11 protein-coding genes, 1 rRNA gene and 1 pseudogene are annotated in these 13,773 nt (G+C 69.5%); 2 read left to right on the forward strand and 11 right to left on the reverse strand.

Annotation, left to right across the window (positions count from 1 at the left end):
- Positions 1–63 precede the first annotated feature (63 nt).
- The 4 genes from C8258_RS20575 to steA all read right to left on the reverse strand — a co-directional run bounded on the left by C8258_RS20575 (position 64) and on the right by steA (position 4,785).
- The gene (locus C8258_RS20575) at positions 64–708 is read right to left on the reverse strand and encodes an NUDIX hydrolase (RefSeq protein ID WP_106956589.1); all 645 of its coding nucleotides are present in this window, start codon (positions 706–708) and stop codon (positions 64–66) included.
- Positions 705–2,441 carry a CTP synthase gene (locus C8258_RS20580; RefSeq protein WP_106956590.1) on the reverse strand — a complete coding sequence of 579 codons (1,737 nt, stop codon included), beginning with the start codon at positions 2,439–2,441 and terminating at the stop codon, positions 705–707. The genes C8258_RS20575 and C8258_RS20580 overlap by 4 nt, the downstream gene beginning before the upstream one ends.
- A gap of 197 nt (positions 2,442–2,638) precedes the next feature.
- The gene (locus tag C8258_RS20585; protein ID WP_369974785.1) at positions 2,639–3,553 is read right to left on the reverse strand and encodes a copper transporter; all 915 of its coding nucleotides are present in this window, start codon (positions 3,551–3,553) and stop codon (positions 2,639–2,641) included.
- 17 nt (positions 3,554–3,570) lie between these two features.
- Positions 3,571–4,785: a putative cytokinetic ring protein SteA gene (gene steA, locus C8258_RS20590; RefSeq protein WP_106956591.1), complete on the reverse strand. Its 1,215-nt coding sequence runs from the start codon at positions 4,783–4,785 to the stop codon at positions 3,571–3,573.
- 172 nt (positions 4,786–4,957) lie between these two features.
- On the opposite strand from steA, the gene C8258_RS20595 reads away from it, so the two are divergent.
- Positions 4,958–5,380: an SRPBCC family protein gene (locus C8258_RS20595; protein WP_036500794.1), complete on the forward strand. Its 423-nt coding sequence runs from the start codon at positions 4,958–4,960 to the stop codon at positions 5,378–5,380.
- Between the two features lie 13 nt (positions 5,381–5,393).
- Here the strand turns inward: C8258_RS20595 and recN are convergent, their stop codons facing one another.
- From recN to C8258_RS20615, 4 genes are read right to left on the reverse strand one after another with little or no spacing between them, the layout of a single operon-like run.
- Positions 5,394–7,169: a DNA repair protein RecN gene (recN, locus tag C8258_RS20600; protein ID WP_106956592.1), complete on the reverse strand. Its 1,776-nt coding sequence runs from the start codon at positions 7,167–7,169 to the stop codon at positions 5,394–5,396.
- Positions 7,147–8,172: an NAD kinase gene (locus C8258_RS20605; protein WP_106956593.1), complete on the reverse strand. Its 1,026-nt coding sequence runs from the start codon at positions 8,170–8,172 to the stop codon at positions 7,147–7,149. The genes recN and C8258_RS20605 overlap by 23 nt, the downstream gene beginning before the upstream one ends.
- Complete coding sequence (locus C8258_RS20610) at positions 8,169–9,005, reverse strand: TlyA family RNA methyltransferase (RefSeq protein WP_106956594.1); 837 nt, start codon at positions 9,003–9,005, stop codon at positions 8,169–8,171. Before C8258_RS20610 ends, C8258_RS20605 begins: the two co-directional genes overlap by 4 nt.
- 1 nt (position 9,006) lies before the next feature.
- Positions 9,007–9,297: a hypothetical protein gene (locus C8258_RS20615; protein ID WP_199195782.1), complete on the reverse strand. Its 291-nt coding sequence runs from the start codon at positions 9,295–9,297 to the stop codon at positions 9,007–9,009.
- Between the two features lie 273 nt (positions 9,298–9,570).
- Here C8258_RS20615 and C8258_RS20620 point away from each other — a divergent pair, with 273 nt between their 5' ends.
- Positions 9,571–10,278 (forward strand): YdcF family protein, encoded by a 708-nt coding sequence (locus C8258_RS20620; RefSeq protein WP_106956595.1) that lies wholly within the window; start codon positions 9,571–9,573, stop codon positions 10,276–10,278.
- Between the two features lie 428 nt (positions 10,279–10,706).
- On the opposite strand, the gene C8258_RS20625 is transcribed toward C8258_RS20620, so the two are convergent.
- The 3 genes and pseudogenes from C8258_RS20625 to rrf all read right to left on the reverse strand — a co-directional run bounded on the left by C8258_RS20625 (position 10,707) and on the right by rrf (position 13,766).
- Positions 10,707–11,594 (reverse strand): HAD-IIA family hydrolase, encoded by an 888-nt coding sequence (locus C8258_RS20625; RefSeq protein ID WP_106956596.1) that lies wholly within the window; start codon positions 11,592–11,594, stop codon positions 10,707–10,709.
- Positions 11,595–11,597: 3 nt separating this feature from the next.
- Positions 11,598–12,743, reverse strand: a pseudogene (locus C8258_RS20630) (hypothetical protein); the annotation flags it as partial.
- Positions 12,744–13,649: 906 nt separating this feature from the next.
- Positions 13,650–13,766, reverse strand: a 5S ribosomal RNA gene (gene rrf, locus C8258_RS20635).
- Positions 13,767–13,773: the final 7 nt, after the last annotated feature.

Below are 13,773 nucleotides of genomic sequence, written 5' to 3' on the forward strand. Positions count from 1 at the left end.
GAAACACAGTTCGTGCGCCCGAGGTGCCCGGCCGGGTGCGGTGAGGCACCCGGCCGGTTCCGCTCAGGCCTGTGCGCGTTCGGCGGCCTTCCGCTCGAGCAACTGCGTCGGCATACCCGGCCACGGCACGTCGGCGGGCCGCAGCGCCGTGCCGTTCGCCCGCGCGGCCGAGGCCGCCAGCACGCCGGCCACCGCGGTCGCGTTCTCGATCCGGCCCGACAGCGCGGCGCTCACCGCGTCGTCCAGCGGCATCCGCACGATGGCCAAATCGGCCTCTTCGTGCTCCGGGTCCGGCCGATCGGTGTCCGACAGCCCGGTCGCGAGATAGATGCGCAGCGCCTCGTCGGTGAACCCCGGCGACAGCACCACATCCACCAGCGTGGACCATTCCCGTGCCGCCAGACCGGTCTCCTCGGCGAGTTCGCGTTGCGCGGCCGCCAGCGGATCCTCACCGGCCTGATCGAGCAGACCGGCGGGCAACTCCAGCAGCCGCCGCCCGACCGGATGCCGGTACTGATTGATCAGCACCACCGCGCCGTCGTCGTCGAGGGCGACGATCGCCACCGCGCCGTGATGCTCGACCACCTCCCGTTCGGCGACCCGCCCGCCGGGCATCTCGACCTGATCCCGGCGCAGCGCGACGATCGCCCCGGAATACACGGTTTCGGAGCCGACGGTGCGGAAGTCGTGGCTTCCGGGTTCGCTCACTGCGCGACCCGCTCGGCCTCGTCGGCCTCCTCGCCGTAGATCTCCACCGGAAGTCGTTCGGCGCCCTTGTATTTCAACGCCGCGTCGACCAGTCCGGCGAACAGCGGATGCGGCCGGGTCGGCCGGCTCTTGAGCTCGGGATGCGCCTGGGTGGCCACGAAATACGGGTGCACGTTCGCCGGCAGCTCCACGAACTCGACCAGATGTCCGTCCGGCGAGGTGCCGGAGAACCGCAGTCCGCTCTGGCCGATCTTGTCGCGGTAGGCGTTGTTGACCTCGTACCGGTGCCGATGCCGCTCCGACACCTCGGTGGTGCCGTAGGCCTGCGCGACGACCGACCCCTTCTCCAGCACGGCCGGGTAGGCGCCCAGCCGCATGGTGCCGCCGAGATCGGCCTCACCGGCGACCGCCTGGGCCTGGTCGGCCATCGTGGAGATCACCGGATGTGTTGTCTCCGGCTCGAATTCGGCGGAGTTGGCGTCCTCGAGGCCCACCGAGCGAGCGGCCTCGATCACCACGCACTGCAGGCCCAGGCACAGGCCCAGCAGCGGAATGGAGCGGGTGCGCGCGAACCGGATCGCGCCGACCTTGCCCTCGATGCCGCGGATGCCGAAGCCGCCGGGGATCAGCACCGCATCGACATCGCCGAGGTGATTCTGGGCGCCCTCCGGGGTCTCGCATTCGTCGGACTGCACCCAGCGGATGTTCACCTTGGCCTTGGCCGCGAAACCACCGGCCCGCAGCGCCTCGGTCACCGACAGGTACGCGTCCGGCAGATCGACGTACTTGCCGACCAGCGCGACGGTCACCTCCTCGCGCGGGTTGTGCACCCGGTCGAGCAGATCGCCCCAGACGGTCCAGTCGACATCGCGGAACGGCAGCCCCAGTTTGCGCACCACATAGGCGTCGAGGCCCTCGCGGTGCAGCACCTTCGGGATGTCGTAGATCGACGGCGCGTCGGGCGTGGAAATGCAGGCGTCGACGTCGACGTCGCACATCAGCGCGATCTTGTTCTTCAGCCCCTGCGGCACCTCCCGGTCGCAGCGCAGGACCAGCGCGTCGGGCTGGATACCGATATTGCGCAGCGCCGCCACCGAATGCTGCGTGGGTTTGGTCTTCAGCTCGCCGGAGGGCGCCAGATACGGCACCAGCGTCACGTGCAGGAAGAAGCAGTTGTCCCGGCCGACCTCGTGCCGGATCTGGCGGGCGGCCTCGAGGAACGGCTGGGATTCGATATCGCCGACGGTGCCGCCGATCTCGGTGATCACCACGTCCGGGGTCTGCCCCTGCAGATCCGGGCCGCTCATCGCGAGGATGCGGTTCTTGATCTCGTCGGTGATGTGCGGGATGACCTGCACGGTGTCGCCGAGGTACTCACCGCGCCGCTCCTTGGCGATCACCGTCGAGTAGACCTGCCCGGTGGTGACGTTCGCATACCCCGACAGATCTCGATCGAGGAACCGCTCGTAGTGGCCGACGTCGAGGTCGGTTTCGGCGCCGTCCTCGGTCACGAACACCTCGCCGTGCTGGAAGGGGTTCATGGTGCCGGGGTCGACATTCAGATACGGGTCCAGCTTCTGCATGGTGACCCGCAATCCGCGGGCGGTCAGCAGCTGGCCGAGGCTGGAGGCGGTCAGTCCCTTGCCGAGGGAGGAGGCGACACCGCCACTCACGAAGATGTGTTTGGTGGCCGTCTGATGGGGGGAACGCGCCGGAATCCGCGATTGACTCACGGAACTCCACGCTAACACGAAAAACGGTTGCGAAACGAATGCCACGCGGGGAACATCGGAGGTCGTCGTGCCGGTTTGTCACTTGCGTCTCATTCACCGCAGCAACCCCATGACACGGCGCCCCGTCGGCACCGATCGCCCGGCACTCGCTCCGACGTGACGGATCGTCCGATCGGGTTCGAGGAAGGCGGTCGCGCTCAGCCGGGCGAAGCGGTCACCGACAGCGACGTCGCCTCCGGCCCGGTGCCGTAGTGACCGGTTTTGCCGCCCAGTTGCTCGGCAAGGCCGAGAGCTGTTGTGACCCGGCCCGTCTCGCGGTCCACGTTATCGACCGTGGACACCTTCGCGTCGAGGCGGTTGTCGCGGCGCACCTCGGCGATCGAGCCCGACCCGTCCGAGGATCCGGCCCGCCCGGCCAGCACCAGCCCCGCCCCACGTGCGCGCAGCGCCCCGGCCAAATGCGCGGTGATCGAGCCCTGGCCGTTGTGATCGGCCCGCGCGTCCGCCCCGGTCACCACCACCGCCAGCTGCGCGGCCGCGAAGTCACCGGCGCCGAGGAAACCGCCGTTGCGCAAGGTGTCGGCGATCAGTCCGCGCTCTTGTCCGGTGGCACGGTCGGCACCGTTCGCTGGGTCGGTGAGAAATGCCAGGCCGAGCAGATCCCCGGCGAGGCTGCCCTGGTCCACCGCCTCGGTCTGCAACTGGGCCCCGGCCGGGATCATATTCGTCACCGCGGTCCGTAACCGGTCCCCCTGCGACGCGTCGACGAAGGCGTCGGTGAGCGCGACCCGCCCGGTGATCGTCGCCCCGGCGGTGGTCAGCGCCGCCGTCACCGCGTCGACATCGCCGCCGTCGGCATCCGGGGTGGTGAACACGAGCACGCTGTGATCGGCGAGGGTTCCGTTCAGGATGCGCCCAGCCGACCGGGCGATGAAGTCGTCGGCCGCACCGACCTGCCGTTCGAGTCGTCCGTTGGCCGCGGCGAGCGCATCGTTGCGCCGGGCCAGATCGTCACCGCCACCCGAACCGCCGTGGCGGACGACGGCGCCGAGCGCCGCACCCACCGCCAATGCCAGAAAGATCGCGGTCAGGGATACGACGAGCCGACGCATGGAACCCACTGCTTTCTCTACCCCCGACGGTCCGATAGTCGATGGAGCCAGTCCTGCGACTGCCGCCACGCCGAATCCAGCCAATCCAGCACATCGTTGCCCAGATGCGAGGACACCAGCAGTCCGACGATGAGCGCGATCAGCGCGGCCAGTACCACCAGTGCGGTCGCCCATCCGGAGTTGCCCTGCCGATAGAGGGTGGCCACGGCCTTGGCGTCCATCAGTTTCGGACCGGCCTTGAGCCGGGTCAGGAACATCGCGGGCGCCGATTCGCGGCGGCTGCGATCGAAGAAGTCGTCGAGCGAGGCCGGTGCCCCGCAGGTGATGATCAGCGCGGCGCCGTGATGGTCGGCCAGCAGCAGCGCCAGATCCGCCGCCGATCCCGAGGACGGGAAGGTGGTGGCGCCGATGCCCAGGTCCTGAATTCGCTCCAGCCCCTTGGCATGTCCGTCGGTATCGGCCGGAAGGATCAGCTCGGCACCGCATTTCAGCGCGCTCGCGGTGATCTCCTCCGGGTCGCCGACGATCAGATCGGGACGGTAACCGGCCTTGGTCAGGACGTCGGCGCCGCGGCCGACGCCCACCAGGATCGGCGCGTATTCCTTGACGAACGGCTTGATCGCCTTGAGATCGTCGCGACTGTCCACCCCGTCGGCCACCACCACGACGTGGCGGCCGCGCATCGACAGGTCCAGGGCCGGAACCCCGAGACCGTCGATCAGCATCACGCTTTCGGTCCGGATGTATTCGGTCGTGTTGCCGGCGAAGGCTTCCAGATGATCGGCCAGCCCGTTGCGCGCCGCGATCATCCGCTCGGCGATGACCTGGTCGGTGAGCTCGATGGCCTCGACCAGAACCTCCGGTTCCTTCTTGGTCAACTTGTCGGCATACACCACACCGGCGTCGATGCGGACCTTGCTGCCGTCCTTGATCTTGCCGAAGACGTCGCCGGAGACAGCATCCAGCAACACGATTCCGTTGGCGGCCAGCACTTCCGGGCCGAGGTTCGGATAGCGGCCGGAAATCGAGGGCGAGGCATTGATCACCGCCGCCACGCCGGCCTGGACGAGCCGGTCAGCGGTGAGGCGATCGATGTCCATCTCGTCGAGGACCACCACATCGCCCGAGCCGGCCCGCTTGAGCAGACGCCGGGTATTGCGGTCCACCCGGGCCATCCCGGTCACGCCGGGAAGCGTTTCGGTGTTGCGGGACAACAGTGCCAGCATCTTCATGGCATCCGATGATGGCCGCCGACTCTCAACCTGTGGTGGAGGCGCGCCGACGTCGTATCACATCCCCTGGCATGAGGCCAGCAAACTAGCGCCTGCCCGCCGTCGACTGGCGTGCCGAGCGGTACCGCTGGTACCGATATGCTTCGGCTCACTGCATCCGAAGGAGAACGCCATGGCCAGTACCACCGTCGACACGGTCATTCCCGCACCGCGCGACGTCGTCTACAAGCTGTTCGCCGAACGCGACAGTCTCAACGGCTATCTGCCCGTGCGTATTACGCTGCGTCAGCCCGGCGCCCCCGAGGCCTCCGGCGTCGGCGCGCGCTACCTGGTCGGCGTCGGTGGCATCGGCGTGACCGAGGAAACCACCGAACTGGTTCCCGGTGAGCGCATGGAATACCGGATCATCGCCGGTGCGCCGGTGAAGCGTCACGTCGGCACCATCACCTTCGCCGACGCCCCTGGCGGCACCCTGGTCTCGTACCGGATGGAATCCGAGCCCAAGCTGCCCGTGCCGGACAAGGCGACGGAACTGTTTCTGCGCGGCCTGATCGCGCCGTTCCTCAAGGCCGCCAAGAAGGCCGTCGCCCAGTAAAGGCCGCGCGCAGTCAGCCCGCCGCCGAGGTGGTGTCGGCCTTCTCCGCCCGCGCGGTGGCCAACAGCTCCTCGGCATGGGCGCGGCCGGTCTCGGTGTCGTCGAGGCCGGCCAGCATGCGGGCCAGTTCGACGACCCGCTCGTCGGTGGTCAGCGCCCGCACCCCGCTGTTGACGCCCTTGCCGTCGTCGACCTTGTCCACCACGAGGTGGGTGTCGGCGAAGGCGGCCACCTGCGGCAGATGGGTCACCACGATGACCTGATGGGTGCGCGCCAGCCGCGCCAGCCGGCGCCCGATCTCCACTGCGGCGCGACCGCCGACACCGGCGTCGACCTCGTCGAACACCATGGTCGAGCCGTATTCGGAGGCCGCGAGCACCACTTCCAGCGCCAGCATCACGCGCGAGAGCTCACCACCGGATGCGCTGCGGCTCAACGGTAGCGACTGCGCGCCCGAGTGGGCCGACAGCCGGAATTCCACTTCGTCCACACCGGACGCGCCCGCATGCAGTTCCGCCCCCTCGACGGTGATGGGTGCGCTGTCCTGCGCCGATGCCGCCAGCGGCCGCACTTCCACCTCGAGTTTGGCGCGGCCCATCGCCAGACCGCTCAATTCGGCGCTCACCGCGGTCGCGAGTTTGCGGGCCGCCTTGCGCCGGGCCGCGGTCAGCTTCTTCGCCGTCTCGCGGACCTGAACGGCCGCGGTCTCGACCTCGGCGGCCAGCGCCGCCAGCGCCTCCTCCGACACGTCGAGCGAGGCCAGGCGGGTGCGTGCCTCGTCGGCCCAGGCGATCACCGCGTCGATATCGGGCGCGTATTTGCGGGTCAGCGATTTCAGCTCCGCCTGACGGGTGAGCAGGCTGTCCAGCGCCGCCGGATCCGACGGCAGATCCGACAGATACGAACTCAATTCGGTGGTCACATCGACCACCACCGCGATCGCCTCCCCCAGCCGCGGCGCCAACGCCGTCAGCGCGGGATCGTCACTGGATTCCAGCCGGGCCCGCGCACCACCGAGCGCGTCCAGCGCACCGGCTCCCTCACCGTCGCCGGAGCCCGCCAGAGCCGCGTGGGCGGCGCCGGCCGCCTCCCGCAACGAATCGAGATCGCCGAGCCGCAGCACCTCGGCGACGATGCGCTCATCCTCACCGGGTTCCGGTGCGACCGCGTCGATTTCGTTCAGCGAATGCTGCAACCGATCGGCCTCGAGTGCGAGTTCACGGCTGCGCGCGGTGCGTTCCAGCAGTTCGGTGCGCGCCTGCAGCCAGGTGCGGCGAGCCAGCTGATATTTGCGCAGCAGCCCGGCCACCGCGTCACCGGCGAAGCGGTCCAGCGCCTGCAACTGCTGATCGGGACGCTGCAACCGCAGCTGGTCGTTCTGCCCGTGCACGGTCAGCAGCGGCGCCGTGAAATCCGACAGTACCGCGGCCGGCACACTGCGGCCACCGAGATGGGCCCGGGATCGCCCGTCGCTGCCGACGGTGCGTACGGCGATGACGCTGTCGTCGTCGTCGCGTTGCGCGCCGGAGGATTCCAGCACCTTCTCGACCTCGTCGCGGGCGCTGTCGTGTACATCCTCGACGGTGAAACGGCCCTCGACGACGGCCCGTTGCGCGCCCTGACGCACCCGCCCGGCGTCCGCGCGGGCGCCACCGAGCAGATGCAGTCCGGTGACCACCATGGTCTTGCCGGCACCGGTCTCACCGGTCACACAGGTCAGTCCCTCGTGGAACTGCGCGGTGGCGGTGGATATGACGCCGAGGCCGTCAATCCTGATCTCTGTCAGCACGTGTGCTCTCCGTTCGGCGGTGTTCGCTATCGCCTGAGCCGGGTTGCTCGGTGGGAGTGCGGGCCGGCTCCGCCGCGCGGGGGCGTTCCGGCCGCCGGCCCCGCCAGCCTGTCACGGGTAAGCGGAATTTGCGCACCATCCGGTCGGCGAAGGGGGCGGAATCCAGCCGCACCCAGCGCACCGGTTCGGCGCCGCGCACCGCTTCGAATCGCCCGCCCCGCGGCAATGCCAGCGTACGCCGGCCGTCCAGGAAGACGATCGCATCATGGCCTGCCGCAACGGTTTCCACCGCGATTCGCGACTCCGGGCTGGTCACCAGCGGCCGCGCGAACAGTGCGTGCGCGTTGCTGGGAATCACCAGCAGCGCCTCGAGTTCGGGCCACACCACGGGACCACCCGCGGAGAACGCGTAGGCGGTGGAGCCGGTGGGTGTCGCGATCAGCACACCGTCACAACCGAATTGCGATACCGGGCGGCCGTCGACCTCGAGGACGACCTCCAGCACGCCCATGCGGGCGGCATTCTCGATACTGGCCTCGTTGAGGGCCCATCCGCGTTCCACGACCACATCATCGACGCGGACACTGACATCTACGGTCATCCGCTGCTCGATGCGGTAATCGCCGCGCACCACCTGGGCCAGCGCGTCATCGAGATGTTCGGCCTCGGCCTCGGTGAGAAAACCGATGCGGCCCAGATTGATTCCCAGCACCGGAACCCGGGCCGGATGCGCCATCTCCGCGCCGCGCAGGAAAGTTCCGTCCCCACCGAGCGCGAGCACCATCTCACAGCCGACCGCGGCGTCGGGGCCGTGCGGCATCACCCGCACCGGATAGCCGTCGGGTTCGCCGGTGTCGTCGAAATCCAGTTTGGTGCTGTAGGCCTCGTCCTCGAGGACCCGCAGCCCGATTCCGGCATCGGCGAAGATCTTCGCGACCCGATGCGCGGTCTCGAGCAGTTCGGAACGGCCCGGATGGGCGACGAGCAGGATCTCCCGCTTCACTGTGGCCCCTCCTCGACCGCACGCTGCACCAATTCGCTGATATCGGGCTCCGATTCGGTTTCGGCCGAATCGGTGTCCGGTGTGTTCTTGCGCAGCCACAGGAAATATTCGACGTTGCCGGACGGGCCGGGCAACGGGCTGGCGACCACACCGCGGGTACGCAGGCCGAGTTCGGCGGCCGCGGCGGCCACCTCGGTCACCGCCTCGGCGCGCAGAGCCGGATCACGCACCACACCGCCGGAGCCTACTCGCTGTTTACCGACCTCGAACTGCGGTTTCACCATGGGCAGCAGATCCGCACCCGGTGCACAGCAGGCGGCCAGCGCCGGCAGCACCAGCGCGAGCGAGATGAACGATAGATCGGCGACCACCAACTCGACGGGACCGTCGATCGCCTCCGGCGTCAGCGCGCGCACATTGGTGCGATCGAACACCCGGACCCGCTCGTCGTTGCGCAGCCGCCACACCAGCTGGCCGTAACCCACATCGACGGCGACCACCTCGCGGGCGCCGCGGGCGAGCAGCACATCGGTGAATCCGCCGGTCGAGGCGCCGGCGTCCAGACAGCGCTTCCCAGCCACGCTCACACCGAGCGGCTCGAACGCCTCCAGCGCGCCCAGCACCTTGTGCGCGCCGCGCGAGGCCCACTGGACCTCGTCGGGTTCCTCGCGAACCAGCAGGGGAGTATTCGGCTCGACCGCGGTCGCCGCTTTCGACGCGACCGCACCGTTGATCAGGACGCGGCCCGCACCGATCAGCTCGACCGCGTGTTCTCGCGATCGCGCCAATCCGCGGCGAACCAGTTCGGCGTCCACTCGCGCGCGCCTGGCCACCTCAGATCTTGTCCACCGTCGCCAGGGCGCCGACCAGCACCTCGTGTGCCTGCTCGAGAATGCGCGCCCGCCGGGTGAGATCGGTTCCCGCGCGGTCCACCCCGTCGGCCTCGTCACTGCTCTGGCGCCGGCCCCCGGGCAACTCCGCGAGCAGCGCCGCCACCTCGGCCCGCACCTTCTCCGGGTCGGCGAACTCCGCCGTCCCTCCCGCGAGATGCTGCCCGGGCAGCGGAACTCCCGGACGTGGACCGGAGGAACCGGACGGATACGGACGCGGAATGGGCGTAGTCATGGTGCCGACAACGCTACCGGAGCTCACCGACATCCCGGCAAGCGGCGGCACCGGTGAAACGGAGGTCACGATGGCGCCCAGCGGCCGCGTCCCCGGCCCACAAGGCGCTCGTGGACAAGCCGTCGCCGGACCGAGTCACACGTATGCTCCGTACCCCCGGTGGCGGCGAGGAGGGCACGACAGTCGAAACCGGGGCCTGGCGCCGACCGCTCGGCGTCGGCAGCCGAAGCCCCAGGACCGGTGGTGTGCGGCAGATGTTGGCACAATGGCGGCGTGGGAGGTAAGCGACGACATGGATCCGCCCGGTTCGTCGCAGTCGCGGCGGCATGGACGGCGACCGCGGTGGTCGCCGCCGCCGAATACGCCCACTGGCGCGCATCCCGGCAACTGTTCGGACCGCGGCGCGAAGCTCGAGCCGGCGACACCGATGCGGTGGTCGTGCTGGGCTATCCGGCCGCCGCCGACGGCCGCACGCGCGCGCTGCAGCGCTGGCGGTGCCGCATCGGCGCCCGCTCGTTGCCGCCCGACCGCGAGGGATTCCTGATCTTCAGCGGCGGCGCCGTACACGGCCCCTGGATCGAAGCGGCGGTCATGGCCGACTACACCTGCACTCACCTCGGCGTCCCGCCGGAGCGCATCCGCACCGAAACATCCGCCGAAACCACTTGGCAGAACATCGAATTCACCGTCCCTGCCCTGGAACGGGCCGACCGCATCAAAATCGCCTCCGACCCCATGCACGCCGCCCGGGCCCGCCGCTATTTGTGGGCACAGCGACCGGACCTCGCCGCACGGCTCGTCCCCGCCGCCGACTACCGACCACTGGAACGCTGGTGGCTCAAAATCCCCACTGCCGCACACGAATCCGCGGCGATCAGCCGACGCCGCGCCGGAGCCGCCGCCACCCCGCTACTACGCCGCCTGGGCCTGATTCCGGAGACCGCGTCAGCTTCCACGGCTGGCGAAAATCGCGACGATTGACCGACGAACCGGGCCCGGATCGGGCAGCGCCGATGTGCTGGAACACCCGCTCACCCAGGGCGACGTCGAAGGTGTCACCGGGGGCTTACCTAACCGGGACAGTTGTCGAATCGTGCACGTCGTCTCCCCCGTGCCACAGCAGGGTGCCGGCACCCCGCCGCGAGCGGCCGAGCCATTCGGTCCCCAGCGCCGGCTTCTTGCCGTGTCGGGGCCGAACGAAGTGGCTACCGTAGACAGCCACCCCCCGCCCATCACGCTCGGGTGTTCACGCCGGCGAAACGAGTCGAACGAAGGCGACCCACCGCCGCCATGGTCGGCGTGCTGCTGTCCGATACGTTGCCGGCCTACCGGCCGAATCGCCGTCTCCGAGCCGCGGTCGGCGAATCGTGCGCCCCCGCCGCGACTCGACCATCACGTGAGCCAAACCGTTACCGCACCAATTCGATTGCGCGGCCAGGGTTTTCGTCCAACAAACTGGCCAGGTGGTCGATCGCGTCGCCCTCGGGTGATTCCTGCCGGATCACGGGGTGATTCAGCGCGTCGAGGGTTCGGGAGATGTAGGTGGGGCGATGATCGGCAGGGCGGGTGCGCAGGTCGTCGAGAGTGCTGACGCCGGTGAGGACCATCAACGACGGCAGACCGACACACCGGGCGCCGTCGATATCGGTGTCGAGCCGATCCCCCACCACGAGGGCGTCGCGGCTTTCCGCGCGAACCAGCGCATCCTCGAGCAGCGGCGCATAGGGCTTACCGGCTACCACGGGTTCCTGATCGGTCGCGGCTCGCAATGCCGCGACCATCGCACCGTTGCCCGGCGCCAGACCGCGCTCGTTCGGCAACGTGGCATCCGCGTTCGCGGCTACCCACAGCGCCCCGGCACGCACCGCGTAGGCCGCTTCGGCGAGGTCCGGCCATCCGGTCTGTGGCGAATGTCCCTGCACGACGGCGTCCGGGGCCACCCCGTTGAAACGCCGAATCGGTTGCAGGCCCACCTGTTCGATCTCCGCGGCGAGGTCGTCGGTGCCGACGATCAGCACGGTGGATCCGGCGGCCAGCCGAGAGGCGAGCACGTGCGCGGCCGCCTGCGCACTGGTGACGACATCGGATTCGCTTGCGCCGAAACCCAATTCGCGCAGATGCGCGGCCACCACGCCGGCCGACCGGCTGGCGTTGTTGGTGACGAACATCAGCTTCTGCGCGCCGCCGCCGGCGTCCAGGGCCGCCGGCGCGCCGGCGATCACCTCCGCACCCCGATACAGCGTGCCGTCCAGATCCAGCAGGAGAGCCTCGAAGCCCTCCCGAAGCGATGCTGCCACTAGTTACTCCACGTCGTCGTCGACCTGTGCGCCCGCGAGTTCGTCGGCACGCTCCTCGGCGTCGGTATCGCCGTCGACATCGGCCGCGGCCGCATTGAGGAACCACTGCAGTGCCTCATCGGACCGGCCGGCGGCGAGCAGCGCCTCCGCATAGGCGTAGAACAACCGTGCCGAGGCGGGACCGGACCGCGAGGGCTCCAGTTCCGGCGTCTGCAAGGTGACCACGGCCTGATCGTATTGGCCCAAATCCATTCGCGCACCGGCGACGACGATCCGCAACTCGGTCGCCTCGTCCCCGGACAGCGCACGCGCCTCGTCGCTGCGGCCGAGTTCGATCGCGCGTTCGGGCCGTCCCAGCCCGCGTTCGCAATCGGCCATGACCGCCAGCAGACCCGAGCCGCCGGACATCCGGCGCGCGGTGCGCAGCTCGGACAGGGCTTCGGCCCACTCACCGGCGTGATAGGCGGTGACACCGGCGGTTTCGCGAACAACCGCGATGCGTCCGGCACGGCGCCGGGCGGCGCGCGCATGTTCCAGTGCCAGCTCCGGGTCCTCGTCGAGGAGCCGGGCGGCCATCACCAGATGCCGGGCAACCGCCTCGGCGTTGTTCTTGTCGAGGCTCAGCAGATCACGGCGCACCGCGCCGTCCAGATCGCTCGCCTGCACATCGTCCGGCAACGCGGGCTCGTCGGGCCGCCCCGCCCGGTTCTCGCCGCCGACACGGGATCCTTCGCCACCCCGTCGCCGCGGCTCGCGGTCCTCGAAGTTCGCGCCGGTCTCTGCCGCTTCCCCGGTGTGCGCGGTGGTGTCGGCCTCGTCGGCCGGCCCGAATCGACGCTCGGAGTCCGCGCCACTGCGCCGGAACCCGCCGCGCCGATCACCCTCGCCCCGGCTGTAACCACCCGGACGATCGTCACGACCGCCTGCGCCTCCCGGACGCCGGCCACCTTCGTCGCGCCGGAATCCACCACGGCGATCATCCGTGCCGCGCCCGTGACCACCCGAGCGACGATCTCCTTCGTCACGCCGGAATCCGCCCGAGCGCCGGTCGTCGCCCCCGCGTCCGTATCCACCGGACCGCCGGTCGTCGCCACCACCGGAACGGCGATCATCGCCACCACGGCCGTAGCCACCGGAACGACGGTCATCGCCACCCCGGCTGTCACCGCCGGAACGACGGTCATCACCACCACGGCCGGAACCGCCGGAGTGCCGGTCATCGCGGCCGCGCTCATAACCGCCGGAACGGCGATCGTCACCACCGCGCGGGTGCCCGCCCGAGCGGCGATCGTCGTCTCCGCGGCCGTAACCGCCCGAGCGGCGATCGTCACCACCACGGCCGTAACCCCCGGAACGACGGTCGTCGCTGTCGCGCCGGAAGCCACCCGAACGACGGTCATCGCTACCGCGTTCATTTCCGCCCGATCGACGGTCATCGCCACCGCGCCCGTAACCACCGGAGCGACGGTCGTCATCTCCGCGGCCATATCCACCGGAGCGACGGTCATCGTCGCCACGCCTGAAGCCACTGGTGCGGCGATCGTCTCCACCGCGGCTGTAACCGCCGGCGCCGCGATCGGATCCACGGCGGTCATCGCCGCGCGCGGTACCACCGCGCCGGTCGTCGTCACGCGCGCCGTAGCCACCGGAGCGGCGCGTATCGTCGCCGCGCCGGAAGCCTCCGGAGCGACGCTCTCCTTCTCCGCGGTCGTGGGCAGGTGTGCCGGAGCCGGCCGAGTCCGGACCGGTACTGCCACGGCGGAAGGGTCTCCTACCGTCGTCATGCTCCGACACAGCGTTACCTTTCTCTGATCCGGCACGAGCAGCCGGTGACGACATGCAGACCGTGCGCCGTTCGCCGGCACCTATCTGCAACCACCATAAATTCAATCACGCGACACGAACGCGTCCCCACTTGCCCGGCCTGCGTGCGCATCGAGAATCGCCCGACGGCGATCGGTCGTGACTTCTACGGTGCGGCGACGGGACCCGAGCACAAGGGCGTATATGCGGAAGGCCCCCAACCTGGTGGTTGGGGGCCTTCGCGAATGTATGTTCCGGCGGTGTCCTACTCTCCCACACCCTGGCGAGTGCAGTACCATCGGCGCAGGTGGCCTTAGCTTCCGGGTTCGGAATGGGACCGGGCGTTTCCCCACCGCTATAGCCGCCGTAACTCTAT

The sequence above is a fragment of the Nocardia sp. MDA0666 genome, from assembly GCF_003023875.1.
GTDB lineage: Bacteria > Actinomycetota > Actinomycetes > Mycobacteriales > Mycobacteriaceae > Nocardia > Nocardia aobensis.